A 13,962-nucleotide genomic window follows, 5' to 3' on the forward strand; every position below is an offset into this window, starting at 1 on the left:
CCCGGCCCGCACGCCCCGAAGGGCGGCACCCCGTCAGGAGGGTGCCGCCCTTCGGCGTTACGGTGCGGCGTCGGCGACGTCGTGAAGAGGTCCGCGCCGACCTCAGTACGCGCTGTCGACGTTGTCCATGGTGCCGTACTTGTCCGCGGCGTAGTTGCACGCGGCGACGATGTTGGCGACCGGGTCGTAGATGTTCTTCGAGGTGCCGGGGACGTGGTAGGCCGCGAACGTCGGCGGGATGACCTGGAGCAGGCCCTTCGACGGGATGCCGTTGATGGCGTTGATGTCCCAGTCGTTGATGGCCTTCGGGTTGCCGGAGGACTCCCGCATGATGTTGCGGTGGATGCCCTCGTAGGTTCCGGGGATGCCGTGCTTCTTCATGATGGACCGGGCCTCGCGGATCCAGCCGTCGAGGTTGTTCGGGTAGGACTTCGGCGCGGCCTTCTTGACCTCGGTGCGCTGGGCGGAGCGGCTGGTGGTCTCCTTGGCCGCACGCTTGGCGGCGGCCTTCTCGGCGGCGGCCTTCTTCTCGGCGGTCGCCTTCTTGGCGGTCGCCTTCTTGGCAGCCGCCTCCTTCTTGGCCTCGATGGCGGCGACCTTCTGGCTGGCGCCGGCGAGCTGGCCGGTGACACCGGCGTGCACGTCCTGGATCTGCTTGGTGCTGTACGCCACCTTGGCCGTGGGAGCGGCCTCGCTCGTGGTCGTCGTCTGGCCGCTGGCCGGGACGGCGGTGAGGGCGACGGCTGCGGCGCCGAGCGCGCCGACGCCGGCGATCGCGGCCTTCTGGGTGCGGTTCAGGGAACGACTGCGACCACGGGGAAGGATGTTCTTGAGCATGGCGGGATAGACCTCTTCGAATAGCGCGGAGGTCGCTCTCGTCCGGTGGGGACAGTGGGTGCTTCCGGCACAAACGCCGCGGGGGAGAACCCACGGCGCTGAGCGACGAGAGCAATTCTTAGCGGCCGCAAAATCCGGAGGCAAAGGTGTGACGTACGAAGCCGGGTAGTGGATCAGGGAACGGCAAAGCGGGGCAGATTGGACCATCTGCCCCGCTCAAAACGGACGAGTCGTTCTCCTACTCCCCTTCGTACGTGACGTGCGCCCTATGCGCGGGCTCACATCGTCCCCCCACCTTTCTTACTGTTGGTTGCTGAAGCAATGCGATGCGTGAGTGGGTGTGCGCCGCCCCCCTACGGCAGGAGGAGATGGACGTCCCCGAACTCGTGCCACAGGTAGCGCCGCCGCACCGCCGCCTCGTACCCGCGGTCGATCGCCGCCTGCCCCGCCACCGCCTCCAGCATCAGCAGATGCGAGGCCTCGGGCTCGTGCAACCCCGTCAGCAGACCGTCCACCACCCGCACCCCGCGCTCCGGCGTCACCACCAGATCGGTCCACCCGGCCCGCGCCCGTACGACCCCGTCGGCCCCGGCCGCCGACTCCACCGCCCGTACGGCCGTCGTCCCCACCGCCACCACCCGCCCGTCGCCGGCGCGCACGGCGTTGATCAGCCGCGCCGACGCCTCGGGCACGGCGAACCGCTCCGGGTAGGGCGGCTCGTGCGACTCGGCCGAGGCCACCCCCGTGTGCAGCGTCACCGGCGCGAACTGCACCCCACGGCTCACCAGCTCCGCCACCAGCCGCGCCGTGAAGGGCCGCGCCGCGCTCGGCATCTCCGCGCTGCCCGTCCCGTCCGCGTACGGCAGCGCGAACACCGTCTGGTAGACGGACAGCGGCTGGTCCCGCTCCGTATAGGAGTAGCGAATGGGCCGCCCGTGCTCCCGCAGCAGCGCGGGCACCTCCGCCCCCGACACCCGCGCCCACCACAACCGCTCCCCGCGCGCACTCAGCGGCTCCTCCAGCACCAGCCGAGCACCACCCGGCAGCCGCACCTTCGTCCCCGCCAGGCCCCCGCAGCCGCGTCCCTCCACCCCCTCTGCCTCCGCACGCGCGCGCGTGGCGCCCCTCCCGTCCGGTTCCCGCAGCTCCACCGCCCACCGGTCGTCGTCCCCGCGCGTGGAGAAGTGCACCACCACGCGCGCGTGCCCGACCCGGCCGTCCACGGCGGCCGCCAGCGTGGGCGAGGTGTTCACCACCAGCAGATCACCGGCCCGCAGCAGCCCCGGCAGCTCAGCGAACCCGTGGTGCGACACCTCGGTGCCCCGCGACACCAGCAGCCGTACGTCGTCCCGGTCGAGCCCCGGCCCCCGCTGCTCGGCCGGCACCCGGGCCGACAGCTCCTCCGGGACCCGCACCGCCAGGGGCGACATCACCGCGCCTCCAGCAGCGCCGGAGCCCCGTAGCGCCCGCTCGCCGGACGCTCGTCCAGCAGCCGCAGCAGCCCCGGCACGACACTCGCCGGGTCAGGCCGCGGATCCTCGTCGTCCGGCACGGCCGCCGCGTACAGGTCCGTGGCCATGTCCCCCGGATCGACCGCCCAGACCCGCAGGCCCGGCTCCTCGGCCCCCAGCACCGCCGCCAGCTGGTCCAGGGCCGCCTTGGACGCCCCGTAGCCGCCCCACGTCTCGTACGCCTCGGCCGCCGCGTCGGAGCTGATGGTCAGCACCGCGCCCGCGGGAGCCGCCCGCAGCAGCGGCAGCGCCTCACGGACCAGGCCCAGCGCGGCCACCACGTTCACCTCCAGAGCCCGCCGCAGGCCCTCCAGGGGCAGCTCCGCCAGCCGCACCAGCGGCTCGGCGCCCAGCGCGCTGGCGTTGCTGACCAGCAGATCCACGCCGCCCAGCCGCCGGGCCTCCGTCACCAGCCCCGTCCGGTGCCAGGAGTCGGTGACGTCGCCGGGCAACGCCGCCACGCGCGTGCCGTACACCTCCAGCCCCCTCGCCGCCTCGTTGAGGACCTCGGGACTCCTCGCGTCCAGCACCAGGTCCCACCCCCGTGCCGCCAGGGCCTCGGCGAGTGCCCGGCCCAGCCCCTTGGACGCCCCCGTGATGATCGCAACCGGCATGACACACGTCCCCTTCGTCGTCCCCGCCGTCCGTCCGGCCGGCGTGATCCTCAACGTAGGAACCGGCCGCCGCCCCCGCCTCGGGCACGGGCCCCGACCTCCGAGGGCCCTTCGCCCTAGGCCGGCCGGACGGGACCCCGGACCTAGTCCCACCGCCCTAGGCGCCACCCGTCACCGGGCCGATCCCGCCCCCATCCGCCGCGGGTACCGTGAGGACATGAGCCACGGCCCCCGGTCCGGCCTCACCGCGGTGAGCTCCGCGCTGCTGGCCATGAGCAGGCACCTCGAGGTGCGCGACGTCCTCAAGACGATCGTCGCCTCGGCCCGCGAGCTGCTCGACGCCCAGTACGCCGCCCTCGGTGTCCCCGACGACCACGGCGGCTTCGCCCAGTTCGTGGTCGACGGCGTCAGCGACGAGCAGTGGAAGGCCATCGGCCCGCTGCCGCGCCAGCACGGCATCCTCGCCGCGATGCTCCACGAGGCCACCCCCGAGCGCCTCGCCGACGTACGCAAGGACCCCCGCTTCGGCGGCTGGCCCTCCGCCCACCCCGACCTGGTCGACTTCCTGGGCCTGCCGATCCGGGACGGCGACGAGGTGCTCGGGGCCCTGTTCCTCGCCAACAAGCTGCGCCCTGCGGGGGGAGACCCCCCACACCCCCCGTGCCCCAAGCCGGCGGGCGGCTGCGGCTTCACCGCGGACGACGAGGAACTGCTCGGCATCCTCGCCCAGCACGCCGCCATCGCCCTCACCAACGCGCGCCTGTACGAGCGCAGCCGCGAGCTGACCATCGCCGAGGAGCGCTCCCGCCTCGCCCACGAACTGCACGACGCGGTCAGCCAGAAGCTCTTCTCCCTGCGCCTGACCGCCCAGGCCGCCACCGCCCTGGTCGACCGCGACCCCGCGCGCGCCAAGGACGAGCTGCACCAGGTCGCCACCCTGGCCGCCGAGGCCGCCGACGAGCTGCGCGCCGCCGTCGTCGAGCTGCGCCCCGCCGCCCTGGAGGAGGACGGCCTGGTCGCCACCCTGCGCACCCAGATCCAGGTCCTCGACCGGGCCCACGCCGCCCGCGTCACCTTCACCGGCCACGGTGTCAAAGCCCTGCCGGCCGCCCAGGAGGAGGCCATGCTGCGCGTGGCCCAGGAGGCACTGCACAACGCCCTGCGCCACTCCGGGGCGGAACGCGTCACGGTGACCCTGCACCGGCGGGGCACCGCGACCGTCCTGCGGATCGCCGACAACGGCGGCGGCTTCGACCCGCGCACGGTACGCCGCGCCGGACGCCACCTCGGCCTGGTCTCGATGCGTGACCGGGCGAACGGCACCGGCGGCCGGCTCACCGTGCGGTCCGCGCCCGGCGAGGGCACCACGATCGAGATGGAGGTTCCCGGTGGCTGACGTGATCAAGGTGCTGCTCGTCGACGACCACCAGGTGGTCCGCCGGGGACTGCGCACCTTCCTGGAGGTACAGGACGACATCGAGGTGGTCGGCGAGGCCGCGGACGGCGCCGAGGGCGTCGACCGCGCCCAGGAGCTGAAGCCCGACGTGATCCTCATGGACGTCAAGATGCCGGGCATGGACGGCGTCGACGCGCTGCGCAGGCTCCGCGAGCTGGACAACCACGCGCGCGTGCTGGTCGTCACTAGCTTCACCGAGCAGCGCACCGTGGTCCCGGCCCTGCGGGCGGGCGCGGCCGGATACGTGTACAAGGACGTCGACCCCGACGCGCTGGCCGGGGCCATCCGCTCCGTCCACGCCGGGCACATCCTGCTCCAGCCCGAGGTCGCGGGCGCCCTCCTGAGCCAGGAGGAGAGCAGCTCCGGGCCGGGCAGGGCGGGCTCCCTCACGGAGCGGGAGCGCGAGGTGCTGGGCCTGATAGCGGACGGCCGCTCCAACCGGGAGATCGCGCGTGCCCTCGTCCTCTCCGAGAAGACGGTGAAGACCCACGTCTCGAACATCCTGATGAAACTCGACCTCGCGGACCGCACCCAGGCCGCCCTGTGGGCCGTGCGCCACGGCGTGGCCGGCTGACCGCGACCGACTGACCCTGTACGTGGCGGGGTGGCGGAGGGTTCCCCTCCGGTCGGAGATTCATACCGTCGTGGGAATGTCCCCCATATGGCGCATCCTTCGAGGGGTCCGGCCGTTCTCCAGTGCGTGCCGCGGCGACTGCCGCGGCGATCGCAAGGAGGGGTTGTAAGTGAAGAACCTGAAGAAGGCAGCGGCCGTGACGATGGTGGCCGGTGGCCTGATCGCCGCCGGCGCGGGCATGGCCTCCGCCACCGACGGCGGCGCCCACGCCCACGGCAAGGCCGTCGGTTCCCCGGGCGTCGCCTCGGGCAACCTGGTCCAGGCGCCGATCCACATCCCGGTCAACGCCGTCGGCAACAGCGTCAACGTCATCGGCGTCCTGAACCCGGCCTTCGGCAACCTGGGCGTCAACCACTGACGCAGGCCGCCCCCCAATGCCGCCTCAGCAGCGGGCAGTCGTGCCGCTGGGGCGGCACGGGCGGGCGCTGCGGCACCTCGTCAGCGCCGAGCCGCGCCACCGCCCACCCCGCGCCTACGCCGGCACCCGCCGAGAGACGGCACGGTCACCGCCCCCGCTCCACCACGACGGAGTTGTACGCCGCGACCTGTGCCCGCCGAGCCACCCGCTCCACCGGCCTGAGCGCCTCCCCCCGCGCCACCATCTCGGACGCGCTCACCGCACCTCCGTGCCCGTTCTCCGACGCCAGCGACACCAGCACCCCCACCCGCTGCGCCAGCTCCAGCACCCGCACCGCCCGCGGCGGATACCCCGGCGCCAGTACCTCGCGCCCCCGCTCCGCCCGCGCCCGGTACGCCGCGACCGCCGCCTCCGCCACCGGCCCCGACCCGGCGACATCCAGCCGCGTCAGCACCTCCGTCGCGTCCCGCAGCGCCTCCGCCAGCTCCCGCTCCGCCTCCCCGAGCGAGGGCACGTCCGCCGGCGGCGCCTCCCGCACCGGCAGGCAGTGCCAGACGACCTCGACGTGCACGTCCCCCTCGGGCCCCGCCTCGTACACCTCCGGCACCAGCCCCAGCGCGGCCCCCTCGCAGATCACCGCCTCCTCGGCCTCCAGCGCCCGCGCGTTGAACTCCGGCGGCCCGCTCAGCCCCAGCGGATGTCCCGGCGCGGGCAGCGCGATCCGCAGCCCGACCGCGCCGAGCGCCCGCAGCCGCCCCAACGCCAGCGTGAGACCGACCGGCGCGGCTTCACCCGGCAGCCCCTCCACCCGGTGCACCGCGTCCTCGCCCACGATCGCGACCGCGGCGTCGTCCGGCGAGACCATGTGGGCAATAAGGGCATTTCCCCAGGCGGCAAGGCGCCCTGCGCGTGGTTCCGAGAGCATGCCCCCACCCTAAGGACCGGACCGATGGAACGGTTACGCCGACCGGTGGCGTAGATTTCCTGGAGGGGCCTGCGCCCACCGGCGCCGCGGCCCGAGTCACAGGTGTACGCGACAGCCGAGACCGGCCACAATGCAAGGGGAGACAACGCGCTCATGAGCGATGTTCTGGAGCTTCAGGACGTAACCGTGGTCCGCGAGGGCCGGGCTCTGGTGGACCAGGTCTCCTGGTCGGTCAAGGAGGGCGAGCGCTGGGTCATCCTCGGTCCCAACGGCGCCGGCAAGACCACCCTCCTCAACGTCGCGTCCAGCTACCTCTACCCGAGCAGCGGCACCGCCACCATCCTCGGCGAGACCCTCGGCAGGCCCGGCACCGACGTCTTCGAACTGCGCCCGCGCATCGGCGTCGCCGGTATCGCCATGGCCGACAAGCTGCCCAAGCGCCAGACCGTCCTGCAGACCGTGCTCACCGCCGCGTACGGCATGACCGCCGGCTGGCAGGAGGAGTACGAGGACATCGACGAGCAGCGCGCCCGCGCCTTCCTCGACCGCCTCGGCATGACCGAGTACCTGGACCGCAGGTTCGGCACCCTCTCCGAGGGCGAGCGCAAGCGCACCCTGATCGCCCGCGCCCTGATGACCGACCCCGAGCTGCTGCTCCTCGACGAGCCGGCCGCCGGCCTCGACCTCGGTGGCCGCGAGGACCTCGTCCGCCGCCTCGGCCGGCTCGCCCGCGACCCCATCGCGCCCTCCATGATCATGGTGACCCACCACGTCGAGGAGATCGCCCCGGGCTTCACCCACGTCCTGATGATCCGTCAGGGCCAGGTCCTGGCCGCCGGACCGCTGGAACTCGAACTGACCTCCCGCAACCTGTCCCTGTGCTTCGGACTCCCGCTCATCGTCGAGCAGGCCGGGGACCGGTGGACCGCGAAGGGACTTCCGCTGTCCTGACCCGCCCCCCGTGCGCCCTGTCCCCGGTGGTCCCAACGGACCTACCATGACAGCGTGAACGACATCGACGCATGGGTGTGGTGGCTCGTCGCCGCGGCAGCGCTCGGAATCCCGCTCGTCGTGACCGCGATGCCGGAGTTCGGGATGTTCGCCGTCGGCGCGGTCGCCGCAGCCGTCGCCTCCGGACTGGGCGCGGACCTGGTCGTCCAGGTGCTCGTCTTCGTCATCGTCTCGGTCGCCCTCATCGCCGTCGTACGGCCCATCGCCGCCCGACACCGCTCCCAACAGCCCCAACTGGCCACGGGAGTGGACGCCCTGAAGGGCAGACAGGCCGTCGTCCTGGAACGGGTCGACGGTGCCGGCGGCCGGATCAAACTCGCCGGGGAGATCTGGTCGGCACGCGCCCTGGACACCGGGCGTGCCTTCGAGCCGGGCGAGGAAGTGGACGTCGTGGAGATCGACGGGGCCACGGCGGTCATCATGTGACCCCGCCGTGCACAAGTGGGCCGAACGGCCTCCGCGCCGCGCGACGGTCTGTCAGACTCGACCAGCAAGATCCTCAACAGCCGTAAGATCAGCAGTAGTCAGGGTCAGCCAGGTCAAAGGATCTGGTCAATAGGATCTGCCGGAGCGCCGAGGCGGAGAAGGGGACGGACACCCACGATGGAACCGGTCATCATCGTCCTGATCATCCTGGTGGTGTTGGTCTTCATCGCCCTGATCAAAACCATCCAGGTCATCCCGCAGGCCAGCGCCGCCATCGTCGAGCGCTTCGGCCGCTACACGCGGACACTCAACGCGGGCCTCAACATCGTGGTCCCGTTCATCGACACCATCCGCAACCGCATCGACCTGCGCGAACAGGTCGTGCCCTTCCCGCCGCAGCCGGTCATCACCCAGGACAACCTGGTCGTCAACATCGACACCGTCATCTACTACCAGGTGACCGACGCCCGCGCCGCGACCTACGAGGTCGCCAGCTACATCCAGGCGATCGAGCAGCTGACCGTCACCACTCTGCGCAACATCATCGGCGGCATGGACCTGGAACGGACCCTGACCTCCCGCGAGGAGATCAACGCGGCCCTGCGCGGCGTCCTCGACGAGGCCACCGGCAAGTGGGGCATCCGCGTCAACCGCGTCGAGCTCAAGGCCATCGAACCGCCCACCTCCATCCAGGACTCGATGGAGAAGCAGATGCGCGCCGACCGTGACAAGCGCGCCGCGATCCTCCAGGCCGAAGGTGTCCGGCAGTCCGAGATCCTGCGCGCCGAGGGCGAGAAGCAGTCCCAGATCCTGCGCGCCGAAGGTGAGGCCAAGGCCGCCGCCCTGCGCGCCGAGGGCGAGGCCCAGGCCGTCCGCACGGTCTTCGAAGCCATCCACGCCGGCGACCCGGACCAGAAGCTGCTCTCCTACCAGTACCTCCAGATGCTCCCGAAGATCGCCGAGGGCGACGCCAACAAGCTCTGGATCGTCCCCAGCGAAATCGGCGACGCCCTCAAGGGCCTCTCCGGCGCCATGGGCAACTTCGGCGGCCTGGGCGGCGGTTCGGGCACCGGAGGCGGCAACGGCGGCGCGAGCCTCCCCGCCCAGGAACGCCGCGAGAAGCCGTCGATCGACTGACCAGCACTCGTCGACGCCGGGCGCGACCCGTGCCCCGAAGGGGCGCGGGACCGTATCGACGTGCGGCTCCGCCGCGTGGGCGCGACCAGCCACACACAACCCGCACTCGGCGTCAAAGTCCCAGCCCCGACGGCGCAGCCGTCACGCCGCGTCCAGCACCAACCACTCCGGCAGCGCGGCGAAGTCGTCCCGGGCCAGCGCCAGCAGCATCGCATCCGCGGGCGTAGGCTCGAACGGCTTCCGCAACAGCGGCATCCCCGCCTGCTCCGGAGTCCGGTTCGCCTTGCGGTGGTTGTCCTCCGCACACGAGGCCACCGTGTTCAGCCAGGTGTCCTGCCCGCCGTGCGACCGCGGCACCACGTGGTCGACGGTCGTCGCCCGCCGCCCGCAGTACGCGCACCGGTGCCGGTCCCGGACCAGCACCCCCCGCCTCGACCACGGAGCCCGTCTTCGGAACGGCACCCGTACGTATTGGCACAGCCTGATCACCCGCGGCGCGGGTATGTCGAGCGCGGCTCCGCGCATACGCAGCGAGGGGTGGGCCTGCTCGACGACGGCCTTGTCCTGGAGCACCAGAACGACGGCTCGGTTCAACGTCACCGTCGACAACGGCTCGAAGCTCGCGTTCAGCACCAGCGTGTCCCGCATACCAGCCCACCTCCCGTGCGCACCGGCCCACCCCCTGGCGGGCTGGGATCAACTCTGGCCGGGCACGCCGAGATGGACAACGCAATATAAAGATGCCCGCCCCTGATCCATTCCAAGACCAGGGGCGGGCAAACGTTCCATGAACGCTCGGCTGGGTCAGCTGTCGGCGGGCACCTCGTACTCACTGATCAGATGGGCGCGCGCGATCGTGTGGAACCGCAGATTGAAGCCGACGAAGGCGGGAGTGCCGTCCGCGTCCGGGCCGAGCTTCTCCTGGTCCACGGCGTACACCGTGAACACGTACCGGTGCGGGCCGTCCCCGGGCGGCGGCGCGGCCCCGCCGAAGCCCTTGCTCCCGTAGTCGTTGCGCGCCTGCACGGCACCCGGCGGCAGCCCCTCGAAGGCGCCGCTGCCCGCCCCCACCGGCAGCTCGGTCACCGAGGCCGGGATGTCGAACACCACCCAGTGCCAGAACCCGCTGCCCGTCGGGGCGTCCGGGTCGTAGCACGTCACGGCGAAGCTCTTGGTCTCGGCGGGGAAACCCTCCCACCGCAGGTGCGGGGAGGTGTTGCCGGCCGCGTGGACCTGGTCGTCCTTGAGCGTGCCGCCCTCCGGGACGTCCTCACTCGTGACGGTGAACGACGGCACGGGCGGGTGGAAGTCATGGGGGAGCGGACGCCGCTTCAGCTCGGTCACCTCGGTACCTCCTGAATGGTCTGGTGCAGAGATGACCGAGCCTAGATCCTTCTAGAACCAGTTGCGCTTGCTGCCGACCTCGGAGAGCCACTGGTTGAGGTACGCCGTCCAGTCGGTGCCCTGGTAGTCGTTCAGCCCGACCTTGAAGGAACGGAACGTGTCGCTGCCCTCGCTGAACAGTCCGGGCTTCTTGTCCATCTCCAGCACGACGTCCATCGCCTGCGCGTCGGCCACGAAGCTCAGCTCGACCTGGTTCAGCCCGCGGTACTGCTGCGGCGGGAAGAACTCGATCTCCTGGTAGAAGGGCAGCTGCTGCCGCGTACCCCGGATGTGGCCCCGCTCCATGTCCGCGCTCTTGAAGCGGAAGCCCAGACCGATGAACGCGTCCAGGATCGCCTTCTGCGCCGGCAGCGGATGCACGTTGATGGCGTCCAGGTCACCGGAGTCCACGGCGCGTGCGATCTCCAGCTCCGTGGTGACGCCGATGTTCATCCCGCGCAGCGCCTGCCCGTCGATCATGGTGATCGGCGTCTCCCACGGGATCTCCAGCCCGAACGGCACCGCGTGCACCACTCCGGCCTTCAGCTGGAAGGCGCCACCGAGCCGCACCTTGGTGAACTCGACGTCCTGCTTGTACTCCTGGTCGCCGCTCTCCACCTCGACCTTGGCCTGGAGCCCGACCGACAGGCCCTCGATCTCCTGGTCGACGGACCCGCCCTGGATCCGCACCTCGCCCTGGACGACACCCCCCGGAACGACGTTGCTCTCGCTCAGCACGGTCTCGACCGAAGCCCCGCCGGCCCCCAGACTCGCGAGCAGCTTCTTGAACGCCATGTCTCTCCCTCTCCAGGCTTACGTGTGGATCCTCGACCCATACAAACGCGATCCGACCGTGGCCGGTTCCGCGCCCCACACCCTGGCAAGGCGGACGCTTCCCGACCACCCCGCGCACGGTCCCGGCTGCGTTACGCTCGGACGGCATGATCGCGAGCCCCGACCGTACGCCCCTGCCCAGGGAATTCTTCGACCGCCCCGTCCTCGAGGTGGCCCCCGACCTCCTGGGCCGCATCCTGGTGCGCACCGGCCCGGACGGTCCGATCACCCTCCGTCTGACGGAGGTGGAGGCCTACGACGGTCAGAACGACCCCGGCTCCCACGCCTACCGCGGTCGCACCCCTCGCAACGAGGTGATGTTCGGTCCCCCCGGACACGTGTACGTCTACTTCACCTACGGCATGTGGTTCTGCATGAACCTCGTGTGCGGCCCGGAGGGCAGGTCGAGCGCGGTTCTGCTCCGGGCGGGCGAGATCATCGACGGGGCCGAGCTGGCCCGGACCCGTCGGCTCTCCGCCCGCAATGACAAGGAACTGGCCAAAGGCCCGGCCCGCCTCGCCACCGCCCTGGGCGTGGACCGCGCGTTGAACGGCACGGACGCGTGCACGTCCCAGGAGACGCCGCTGCGCATCCTCACGGGTACCCCCGTACCCGGTGACCAGGTACGGAACGGACCCCGCACCGGCGTGGCCGGCGAAGGCGGCGTGCACCCCTGGCGCTACTGGGTCGCCGACGACCCGACGGTCAGCCCGTATCGGGCGCATGTCCCGAGGAAGCGCCGAAGTTGACTCCCCTTTGGGGAACGCGTAACGTAGCCCGAGCCGCTTGACCCGGGTACGGCAATCGCCTGCAGCCGGAAGCGGCCAACCCACTACCTACGACTTCCCTCAGCGGGAGCGAATTCGGCATGTCCGCATGCCTGAATTCAAACTCGCGGGACTCGATTATGAGTCCACGGAGGAATCGGCTAACGTAGTGAATGTCGAAAGGCCGACGAGCGAAAGCGCGAAGGCGTCGACAAATCCCGCCGACAGGGAATCGGATCGAAAAGGATCTGATAGAGTCGGAAACGCAAGACCGAAGGGAAGCGCCCGGAGGAAAGCCCGAGAGGGTGAGTACAAAGGAAGCGTCCGTTCCTTGAGAACTCAACAGCGTGCCAAAAGTCAACGCCAGATATGTTGATACCCCGACCTGATCGGATATCCGTTCGGGTTGAGGTTCCTTTGAAGTAACACAACAGCGAGGACGCTGTGAACGGTCGGATTATTCCTCCGACTGTTCCGCTCTCGTGGTGTCACCCGATTACGGGTAAACATTCACGGAGAGTTTGATCCTGGCTCAGGACGAACGCTGGCGGCGTGCTTAACACATGCAAGTCGAACGATGAACCACTTCGGTGGGGATTAGTGGCGAACGGGTGAGTAACACGTGGGCAATCTGCCCTTCACTCTGGGACAAGCCCTGGAAACGGGGTCTAATACCGGATACTGACCCTCGCAGGCATCTGCGAGGTTCGAAAGCTCCGGCGGTGAAGGATGAGCCCGCGGCCTATCAGCTTGTTGGTGAGGTAATGGCTCACCAAGGCGACGACGGGTAGCCGGCCTGAGAGGGCGACCGGCCACACTGGGACTGAGACACGGCCCAGACTCCTACGGGAGGCAGCAGTGGGGAATATTGCACAATGGGCGAAAGCCTGATGCAGCGACGCCGCGTGAGGGATGACGGCCTTCGGGTTGTAAACCTCTTTCAGCAGGGAAGAAGCGAAAGTGACGGTACCTGCAGAAGAAGCGCCGGCTAACTACGTGCCAGCAGCCGCGGTAATACGTAGGGCGCAAGCGTTGTCCGGAATTATTGGGCGTAAAGAGCTCGTAGGCGGCTTGTCACGTCGGTTGTGAAAGCCCGGGGCTTAACCCCGGGTCTGCAGTCGATACGGGCAGGCTAGAGTTCGGTAGGGGAGATCGGAATTCCTGGTGTAGCGGTGAAATGCGCAGATATCAGGAGGAACACCGGTGGCGAAGGCGGATCTCTGGGCCGATACTGACGCTGAGGAGCGAAAGCGTGGGGAGCGAACAGGATTAGATACCCTGGTAGTCCACGCCGTAAACGGTGGGCACTAGGTGTGGGCAACATTCCACGTTGTCCGTGCCGCAGCTAACGCATTAAGTGCCCCGCCTGGGGAGTACGGCCGCAAGGCTAAAACTCAAAGGAATTGACGGGGGCCCGCACAAGCGGCGGAGCATGTGGCTTAATTCGACGCAACGCGAAGAACCTTACCAAGGCTTGACATACACCGGAAAGCATCAGAGATGGTGCCCCCCTTGTGGTCGGTGTACAGGTGGTGCATGGCTGTCGTCAGCTCGTGTCGTGAGATGTTGGGTTAAGTCCCGCAACGAGCGCAACCCTTGTCCCGTGTTGCCAGCAAGCCCTTCGGGGTGTTGGGGACTCACGGGAGACCGCCGGGGTCAACTCGGAGGAAGGTGGGGACGACGTCAAGTCATCATGCCCCTTATGTCTTGGGCTGCACACGTGCTACAATGGCCGGTACAATGAGCTGCGATACCGCAAGGTGGAGCGAATCTCAAAAAGCCGGTCTCAGTTCGGATTGGGGTCTGCAACTCGACCCCATGAAGTCGGAGTCGCTAGTAATCGCAGATCAGCATTGCTGCGGTGAATACGTTCCCGGGCCTTGTACACACCGCCCGTCACGTCACGAAAGTCGGTAACACCCGAAGCCGGTGGCCCAACCCCTTGTGGGAGGGAGCTGTCGAAGGTGGGACTGGCGATTGGGACGAAGTCGTAACAAGGTAGCCGTACCGGAAGGTGCGGCTGGATCACCTCCTTTCTAAGGAGCACATAGCCGACTGCAGGCAAATGT

The 13,962-nt window shown here is 69.6% G+C and carries 13 protein-coding genes, 1 rRNA gene and 1 pseudogene; 8 read left to right on the forward strand and 7 right to left on the reverse strand.

What is annotated here, in order from left to right:
• Positions 1-102: 102 nt before the first annotated feature.
• From R2E43_RS29360 to R2E43_RS29370, 3 genes are all read right to left on the reverse strand, one after another.
• On the reverse strand, positions 103-837 hold the full coding sequence (locus R2E43_RS29360) for a transglycosylase SLT domain-containing protein (protein WP_003977017.1): 735 nt from the start codon (positions 835-837) through the stop codon (positions 103-105).
• 353 nt (positions 838-1,190) lie between these two features.
• A complete protein-coding gene (locus R2E43_RS29365; RefSeq protein WP_011027987.1) occupies positions 1,191-2,267 on the reverse strand; it encodes an S-adenosylmethionine:tRNA ribosyltransferase-isomerase in 1,077 nt (358 codons plus the stop codon).
• Entirely contained in the window at positions 2,267-2,962 is a 696-nt protein-coding gene (locus R2E43_RS29370; protein ID WP_003977019.1) for an SDR family NAD(P)-dependent oxidoreductase, read from the reverse strand. The genes R2E43_RS29365 and R2E43_RS29370 overlap by 1 nt, the downstream gene beginning before the upstream one ends.
• 217 nt (positions 2,963-3,179) lie before the next feature.
• Here R2E43_RS29370 and R2E43_RS29375 point away from each other — a divergent pair, with 217 nt between their 5' ends.
• The 3 genes from R2E43_RS29375 (at position 3,180) to chpE (ending at position 5,410) form a co-directional block, all read left to right on the forward strand.
• On the forward strand, positions 3,180-4,358 hold the full coding sequence (locus tag R2E43_RS29375) for a GAF domain-containing sensor histidine kinase (RefSeq protein WP_011027985.1): 1,179 nt from the start codon (positions 3,180-3,182) through the stop codon (positions 4,356-4,358).
• Complete coding sequence (locus tag R2E43_RS29380; protein ID WP_003977021.1) at positions 4,351-4,992, forward strand: response regulator; 642 nt, start codon at positions 4,351-4,353, stop codon at positions 4,990-4,992. Before R2E43_RS29375 ends, R2E43_RS29380 begins: the two co-directional genes overlap by 8 nt.
• Before the next feature lie 169 nt (positions 4,993-5,161).
• Entirely contained in the window at positions 5,162-5,410 is a 249-nt protein-coding gene (chpE, locus tag R2E43_RS29385; RefSeq protein WP_003977022.1) for a chaplin ChpE, read from the forward strand.
• 145 nt (positions 5,411-5,555) lie between these two features.
• Here the strand turns inward: chpE and R2E43_RS29390 are convergent, their stop codons facing one another.
• Entirely contained in the window at positions 5,556-6,335 is a 780-nt protein-coding gene (locus R2E43_RS29390; RefSeq protein ID WP_011027983.1) for a hypothetical protein, read from the reverse strand.
• 153 nt (positions 6,336-6,488) lie between these two features.
• Here R2E43_RS29390 and R2E43_RS29395 point away from each other — a divergent pair.
• From R2E43_RS29395 to R2E43_RS29405, 3 genes and pseudogenes are all read left to right on the forward strand, one after another.
• Positions 6,489-7,019: pseudogene (locus R2E43_RS29395) on the forward strand (ABC transporter ATP-binding protein); the annotation flags it as partial.
• 321 nt (positions 7,020-7,340) lie between these two features.
• The gene (locus tag R2E43_RS29400) at positions 7,341-7,772 is read left to right on the forward strand and encodes an NfeD family protein (RefSeq protein ID WP_003977025.1); all 432 of its coding nucleotides are present in this window, start codon (positions 7,341-7,343) and stop codon (positions 7,770-7,772) included.
• Between the two features lie 177 nt (positions 7,773-7,949).
• Positions 7,950-8,909, forward strand: a complete 960-nt coding sequence (locus R2E43_RS29405) for an SPFH domain-containing protein (protein WP_011027982.1) — start codon at positions 7,950-7,952, stop codon at positions 8,907-8,909.
• A 141-nt stretch (positions 8,910-9,050) separates the two neighbouring features.
• Here the strand turns inward: R2E43_RS29405 and R2E43_RS29410 are convergent, their stop codons facing one another.
• The 3 genes from R2E43_RS29410 to R2E43_RS29420 all read right to left on the reverse strand — a co-directional run bounded on the left by R2E43_RS29410 (position 9,051) and on the right by R2E43_RS29420 (position 11,087).
• The gene (locus R2E43_RS29410) at positions 9,051-9,557 is read right to left on the reverse strand and encodes an HNH endonuclease (protein WP_003977027.1); all 507 of its coding nucleotides are present in this window, start codon (positions 9,555-9,557) and stop codon (positions 9,051-9,053) included.
• Positions 9,558-9,713: 156 nt separating this feature from the next.
• The gene (locus tag R2E43_RS29415) at positions 9,714-10,253 is read right to left on the reverse strand and encodes a YbhB/YbcL family Raf kinase inhibitor-like protein (RefSeq protein ID WP_030872990.1); all 540 of its coding nucleotides are present in this window, start codon (positions 10,251-10,253) and stop codon (positions 9,714-9,716) included.
• A gap of 51 nt (positions 10,254-10,304) precedes the next feature.
• Positions 10,305-11,087, reverse strand: coding sequence for a sporulation protein (locus R2E43_RS29420; protein WP_003977029.1), 783 nt, complete (start codon positions 11,085-11,087; stop codon positions 10,305-10,307).
• A 146-nt stretch (positions 11,088-11,233) separates the two neighbouring features.
• Between R2E43_RS29420 and R2E43_RS29425 the strand changes: the two genes are divergently transcribed.
• Complete coding sequence (locus tag R2E43_RS29425) at positions 11,234-11,875, forward strand: DNA-3-methyladenine glycosylase (RefSeq protein WP_003977030.1); 642 nt, start codon at positions 11,234-11,236, stop codon at positions 11,873-11,875.
• 527 nt (positions 11,876-12,402) lie between these two features.
• A 16S ribosomal RNA gene (locus R2E43_RS29430) occupies positions 12,403-13,929 on the forward strand.
• The last annotated feature ends 33 nt before the right edge of the window (positions 13,930-13,962 follow it).

Origin of the sequence: Streptomyces violaceoruber (assembly GCF_033406955.1) — a bacterium.
GTDB classification, from domain to species: Bacteria; Actinomycetota; Actinomycetes; order Streptomycetales; family Streptomycetaceae; genus Streptomyces; species Streptomyces violaceoruber.

What these genes read in the sequence shown, in the direction of transcription:
- R2E43_RS29360 (WP_003977017.1), bottom strand. Translation starts at nt 837, where the DNA reads ATGCTCAAGAACATCCTTCCCCGTGGTCGCAGTCGTTCCCTGAACCGC.
- R2E43_RS29365 (WP_011027987.1), bottom strand. Translation starts at nt 2,267, where the DNA reads ATGTCGCCCCTGGCGGTGCGGGTCCCGGAGGAGCTGTCGGCCCGGGTG.
- R2E43_RS29370 (WP_003977019.1), bottom strand. Translation starts at nt 2,962, where the DNA reads ATGCCGGTTGCGATCATCACGGGGGCGTCCAAGGGGCTGGGCCGGGCA.
- R2E43_RS29375 (WP_011027985.1), top strand. Translation starts at nt 3,180, where the DNA reads ATGAGCCACGGCCCCCGGTCCGGCCTCACCGCGGTGAGCTCCGCGCTG.
- R2E43_RS29390 (WP_011027983.1), bottom strand. Translation starts at nt 6,335, where the DNA reads ATGCTCTCGGAACCACGCGCAGGGCGCCTTGCCGCCTGGGGAAATGCC.
- R2E43_RS29405 (WP_011027982.1), top strand. Translation starts at nt 7,950, where the DNA reads ATGGAACCGGTCATCATCGTCCTGATCATCCTGGTGGTGTTGGTCTTC.
- R2E43_RS29410 (WP_003977027.1), bottom strand. Translation starts at nt 9,557, where the DNA reads ATGCGGGACACGCTGGTGCTGAACGCGAGCTTCGAGCCGTTGTCGACG.
- R2E43_RS29420 (WP_003977029.1), bottom strand. Translation starts at nt 11,087, where the DNA reads ATGGCGTTCAAGAAGCTGCTCGCGAGTCTGGGGGCCGGCGGGGCTTCG.
- R2E43_RS29425 (WP_003977030.1), top strand. Translation starts at nt 11,234, where the DNA reads ATGATCGCGAGCCCCGACCGTACGCCCCTGCCCAGGGAATTCTTCGAC.